5 protein-coding genes and 1 pseudogene are annotated in these 4,608 nt (G+C 64.1%); 1 reads left to right on the top strand and 5 read right to left on the bottom strand.

The genetic code is table 11. The features are described from left to right. Positions 1-281: 281 nt before the first annotated feature. Both EOA75_RS29225 and EOA75_RS29220 read right to left on the bottom strand, forming a co-directional pair. Positions 282-845: a dihydrofolate reductase gene (locus EOA75_RS29225; protein ID WP_127325784.1), complete on the bottom strand. Its 564-nt coding sequence runs from the start codon at positions 843-845 to the stop codon at positions 282-284. Beyond that, a complete protein-coding gene (locus EOA75_RS29220) occupies positions 845-1,858 on the bottom strand; it encodes a DUF4424 domain-containing protein (protein WP_127325783.1) in 1,014 nt (337 codons plus the stop codon). The genes EOA75_RS29225 and EOA75_RS29220 overlap by 1 nt, the downstream gene beginning before the upstream one ends. Before the next feature lie 176 nt (positions 1,859-2,034). Here EOA75_RS29220 and cobF point away from each other — a divergent pair, with 176 nt between their 5' ends. Next, entirely contained in the window at positions 2,035-2,808 is a 774-nt protein-coding gene (gene cobF / locus EOA75_RS29215; protein WP_127325782.1) for a precorrin-6A synthase (deacetylating), read from the top strand. Positions 2,809-2,825: 17 nt separating this feature from the next. Here the strand turns inward: cobF and EOA75_RS29210 are convergent, their stop codons facing one another. The 3 genes and pseudogenes from EOA75_RS29210 to EOA75_RS29200 form a co-directional block, all read right to left on the bottom strand. After that, a complete protein-coding gene (locus tag EOA75_RS29210; RefSeq protein ID WP_066990897.1) occupies positions 2,826-3,167 on the bottom strand; it encodes a winged helix-turn-helix domain-containing protein in 342 nt (113 codons plus the stop codon). Between the two features lie 85 nt (positions 3,168-3,252). After that, positions 3,253-4,365: a molybdenum ABC transporter ATP-binding protein gene (modC, locus tag EOA75_RS29205; protein WP_127325781.1), complete on the bottom strand. Its 1,113-nt coding sequence runs from the start codon at positions 4,363-4,365 to the stop codon at positions 3,253-3,255. Continuing rightward, positions 4,362-4,608: pseudogene (locus tag EOA75_RS29200) on the bottom strand (molybdate ABC transporter permease subunit); the annotation flags it as partial. The pseudogene EOA75_RS29200 and the gene modC, both read right to left, overlap by 4 nt.

The raw sequence follows: 4,608 nt of genomic DNA, 5'->3' as shown, positions 1-4,608 counted from the left end.
TTCGGTCCCTGCCCCCAGGGCCCCTGATTGCCGCCGCCGCCCCATGGGCCGCCGCCACCGCTCTTGTCGTTCCAGGGCATGAATGTCCTTTCGCTTCGGTTCCCTCAGGCCTTGCGGCGCGATCCTAGCGCATGACCCCGAAAACCGATATCGGTTTTCCGAAAGGAATCATGCGCCAAATCAAAGTTTTACGGCGACCTTCTTGCGCGTCCGGTTGGAAGCGTGGCGCTGTACCCTCGTTCTTCTATAGGGACGCCGTGACGCGCTTTCAACGCGATCCGCTACGCGCGCCTTCGATTTGAGCGGTCAGCGACCCTTTGTCCTCGCCAGTGGCCGTCGCCGCGGCGCTCATAAACGGTATAGCGCGTCGCGTGGCTGTCCTTTTCGCCCGCCGGGAAATCCTCGGATCGGACGATCCGCCAGATCGCCGGGTCGATCGGCGGAAAATGGGCGTCGCCATCGACCGCGGCCAGCACATGCGTGACGTGGAGACGATCGGCCAGCGGCAGGGCCTGGGCATAGATCTCGCCGCCGCCGACGACGCAGATCTCCTCGGCACCTGCCATGCAGCGGCCGCGCACGTTGGCCAGCGTGATCGCCTCGTCGAGCGAATGGGCGACTTCGGTGCCCTCGGATCGCCAGTCTCTGGCTCGCGTCACCACGATGTTGAGCCTGCCGGGCAGCGGCCGGCCGATACCCTCATAGGTCTTGCGGCCCATGATGATCGGCTTGCCCATCGTATCGGCCTTGAAGCGTTTCAGGTCGCTGGAAAGCCGCCACGGCAGCCCGCCCTCGCGTCCGATCACGCCGTTCTCGGCAATGGCGACGTAGATCGCGATGTCCATCAGCCGCCGTTCCCGCTATTGTCCGACGGCTCGAGCAGCAAGATGCCGATATCGTGCTCCGGATAGAAATCCTTGGCCGTCATCTCGAACGTCGTCGGACCCACCTTGCGGACATTGTCGCCGCAGAAGGAGACCAGATTCTTTGGGCTGCCCTTGTCGATGGTAAGCTTGAAGTTGCCGATACTGCCGGACGCCCAGTTGCCGCCGGTGGTCAGGACATAGGCGATGCGGCTCTCGAAATATTTGGGATAGCCGTCGGAATTTTCCTTCGCTGCCTTGCGCACAGCGTTCTCGAACGCGCCGTCCATGCAGTAGCGGGTCTTGTAAGTGTCGTACTGCCCCTGGAACTTGCCGTCGTAGTAGAAGCTGACCGACGACGTGCCGCCGACGCTCGGCTTGTAGCGGTGCGAGACATGGACTTGCTTGTTGGCCGGAAAGGTGGAGCGCCACCAATAGGTCGAGCGCAACTGCCAGAACGGCGCGTAAGCGGTTTGCATGCCCGAACCGTTATCGGCGGTGTCTTCGATGATGATGCCGCGATCTTCCCAATCCTCGGCGACGTCCTTGGGCAGCTTTGCCAGCGCCGCCTTGGCGGCGTCGCCGAACGGATAGAGCGGCACGTCGTGCGCCTTGAGTTCCGCGGTGATGTCGATGCCCAGCGCGAACGCCTTTTGTTCGAGCTGCGGCTTGGCGTCGACGCCGTCGATCGTCACCTCGAAGCCGAGGAAATTGTCGCTCTGCGCTTCCGGGATCGCCGGCATCTCGTTCGGGTCGCCTTCAATATCCGGCATCGGGAAGGCGACGATCGCGCTGACGTCCTTGTCGGTATTGTTGCGGAAAACGTAGTCGACGGTCACCTTTTCCGGCGAGATGAAGAGATCTTCGCTTTCCATGGCAACCGCATCGCTGCGCGACAGGATCAGCCCGCCGGTGCCAAGCGCGGCAACGGAATCGTTGGCGAAGGCCGGTGCAACCGAGAATGCCAGCGCTGCGGTCAGGATAGTGCGTAACATGGCTCCCCTCTCGACGGCATGACCGGGATCACGCGGATGCGCTTCCATCTAGAGCAATTCCAGGAGAAGTAGCTAGAGGCGTTCAGCGTTTCTGCCGACCGGCCGAGTTTTGCGTTCCCGCGTGCCTGCCCGACCCCGTCTGGACACCGGCCGCCCGATCGGGCAGGAGGACGCCTATGCGCAAGCTTCTCGTCATCGGCATCGGCGCCGGCAATCCCGACCACATGACCGTACAGGCCATCAACGGCCTGAACCGGGCCGACGTGCTGTTCGTTCCCGACAAAGGCGCCAGAAAGAACGACCTCGCGGAACTCCGCCGGCAGATCTGCGACCGCTTCGTCACAAACCCGAAGTCGCGCCGCGTCGAATTCGACGTCCCGGTTCGGGCCGAGCCGACATCGTCCTATCGCGTGACCGTCGACGACTGGCACGAGGCGATCGCCGAAATCTATGAAGGGCTGATCCGCGACGAGCTTGCCGAGGACGGCTGCGGCGCGTTCCTGATTTGGGGCGACCCCTCGCTCTACGACAGCGCGCTGCGCATACTGGAGCGCGTGCGCCTGAGGGGCAATGTCGGTTTCGAGCTCGAGGTCATTCCGGGCATCACCGCGATCCAGGCGCTTGCCGCCGTCCACGCGACCGCGCTCAACCGCATCGGCGATTCGATCCTGGTCACCACCGGCCGCCGGCTGACTGAGGAAGGCCTGCCCGCGAATGCCGGAAGCACCGTTGTCATGCTGGACGGCAAGTGCGCCTTCAACACACTGGTCGATCAAGATGTTTTCATTCAGTGGGGCGCTTATCTCGGCACGGCGGACGAGATCATCCTTTCCGGCCGCCTCGGCGATGTCGGCGCCGAAATCGAGAAGGTCCGAGAGGAAGCTCGGCGCAAAAAGGGCTGGATTATGGACACCTATTTGCTCCGCAAGCCCGGGGAGCCGAAGGAATAGGCCCCTTACAGGCCCAATCAACCGGCGTCGATCTCGGCCTGCAACGCCTGCATATGTACGGCCGCCGCTGAAGCCGCCGCGCGCTCGATCGCTCTGAAACGGCTGACGACGGCGAGACCCACGGCGGTCAATTGCGCGCCGCCGCCTTTTCGGCCGCCGGTCTGCGCCGCCACCAGCGGCTTGCCGAACACCCGGTTCATGTCCTCGACCAGGTCCCAGGCATGCTTGTAGGACATCTCCATGCCGCGCGCCGCGGCCGAAATCGAGCCGAAAGCGGCGATCTGCTCCAACAATTCGATCTTGCCCGGACCAATTCGTCCGTCAGGGTCGAGATTTATCCGCAGGCTCAGCGATGGCATCCTTTGTCCTCTGCGATCATGTCGAGATTACCCTCTCCGCCGCCACATCGCTATTCCAAACCAACATAGCGATATTGCCCTTTCGTCAACCATCGGCCTCCACCGGCAGCCCAGCACCTGTCGTCGCGCTGTCAAAGCTCACCGTCTTGATCACCGCGAAGACCTCGCGGCCGAGCGCGAGCCGAAGGCTCTGCTTCGACTGTTTGGTGACGCGCGCCAGCACCGTTGCTCCGTTGCAGTCGATGGCGATCTCCACCGTAGGCCCGACGCCCGGCCTGACTGCGGCGATTTTGCCCGGCAGTATGTTGAGCGCGCTAAGACCCGACGGCTGTTCGGTCGCGATCATGACATCGCGGGCGCGGATGCGGAGCCGCACCAGAGCTCCCGCCGGGCGTGAAACGCGCGGCACGCGGATCTCGCCGGCCGGCGAGCCGAGCACAGTCATGCCGAAAGCCTCGTCGTGACGCAAAACCCTGGTGTCGAGCACCGCGCCGCCCTCGCCGCGCTCCTCCGCCGGCAAGAGGTCGAGCCGCTGCATGATCGCCTCGGTCGGGCCGAAAGCCGCGATCTTGCCTTGGGACAGCACCGCCACGTCGGTCGCCAGCCGCGCCACCTCGGCGACGGAATGGCTGACATAGGCGATCGGGATCTTCGTCTCATCGCGCAGCCGCTCGATATAGGGCAGGATTTCGGCCTTTCGCGCCTCGTCGAGCGAGGCGAGAGGCTCGTCCATCAAAAGCAGTTTCGGGCTGGCAAGGAGCGCGCGGCCGATCGCCACGCGCTGCTTTTCACCACCCGACAATTTCGCCGGCCGCCGGTCGAGCAGGGGACCGATGCCAAGGAGTTCGACCACCGCATCCATACTGGCGTAGCGCTCGGCAACCGGCGTGAACCAGCGGCCATAGCGCAGATTGCCGGCGACGCTCAAATGCGGGAAGAGCCGCGCATCCTGGAACACCATGCCGATCCGTCGCTTGTGCATCGGCATGAAGATGCCGGCGGCGGTGTCGACCAGCACGCGCCCGTCCACCGCGATCCGCCCTTTCCGCGGCCGGATCAGCCCGGCGATCACATTGATCAGCGTCGACTTGCCCGAGCCCGAAGGCCCGAACAGCGCCGTCAGCCGGCCGGCGCTTTCGAAACTCGCCTCGATGGCGAAATCGCCGAGACGATGACTGACGTCCACCGAGAGCGTCATTCGATGTCCATCCGCTGGCCGATCCGGCACGCCAGAACCTCGGAGGCCACCAGCGCCACCATCGAGATGACGATCGAAATCAGCGTCAGGCGCAGCGCTCCGGGATCGCCGCCCGGCACCTGCGTGAAGGTGTAGATCGCCGAGGGCAGCGTCTGCGTCTCGTTGGGGATGTTGGAGACGAAAGGAATGGTCGCGCCGAACTCGCCCATCGCCTTGGCGAAGGACAGGATCGCTCCGGCGATC

It is taken from the genome of Mesorhizobium sp. M1A.F.Ca.IN.022.07.1.1 (genome assembly GCF_003997575.1).
In the GTDB taxonomy this organism is placed as follows: Bacteria; Pseudomonadota; Alphaproteobacteria; order Rhizobiales; family Rhizobiaceae; genus Mesorhizobium.
This window is presented reverse-complemented; position numbering and strand designations above follow the sequence as displayed.

What these genes read in the sequence shown, in the direction of transcription:
- cobF (WP_127325782.1), top strand. Translation starts at nt 2,035, where the DNA reads ATGCGCAAGCTTCTCGTCATCGGCATCGGCGCCGGCAATCCCGACCAC.
- modC (WP_127325781.1), bottom strand. Translation starts at nt 4,365, where the DNA reads ATGACGCTCTCGGTGGACGTCAGTCATCGTCTCGGCGATTTCGCCATC.
- EOA75_RS29210 (WP_066990897.1), bottom strand. Translation starts at nt 3,167, where the DNA reads ATGCCATCGCTGAGCCTGCGGATAAATCTCGACCCTGACGGACGAATT.
- EOA75_RS29225 (WP_127325784.1), bottom strand. Translation starts at nt 845, where the DNA reads ATGGACATCGCGATCTACGTCGCCATTGCCGAGAACGGCGTGATCGGA.
- EOA75_RS29220 (WP_127325783.1), bottom strand. Translation starts at nt 1,858, where the DNA reads ATGTTACGCACTATCCTGACCGCAGCGCTGGCATTCTCGGTTGCACCG.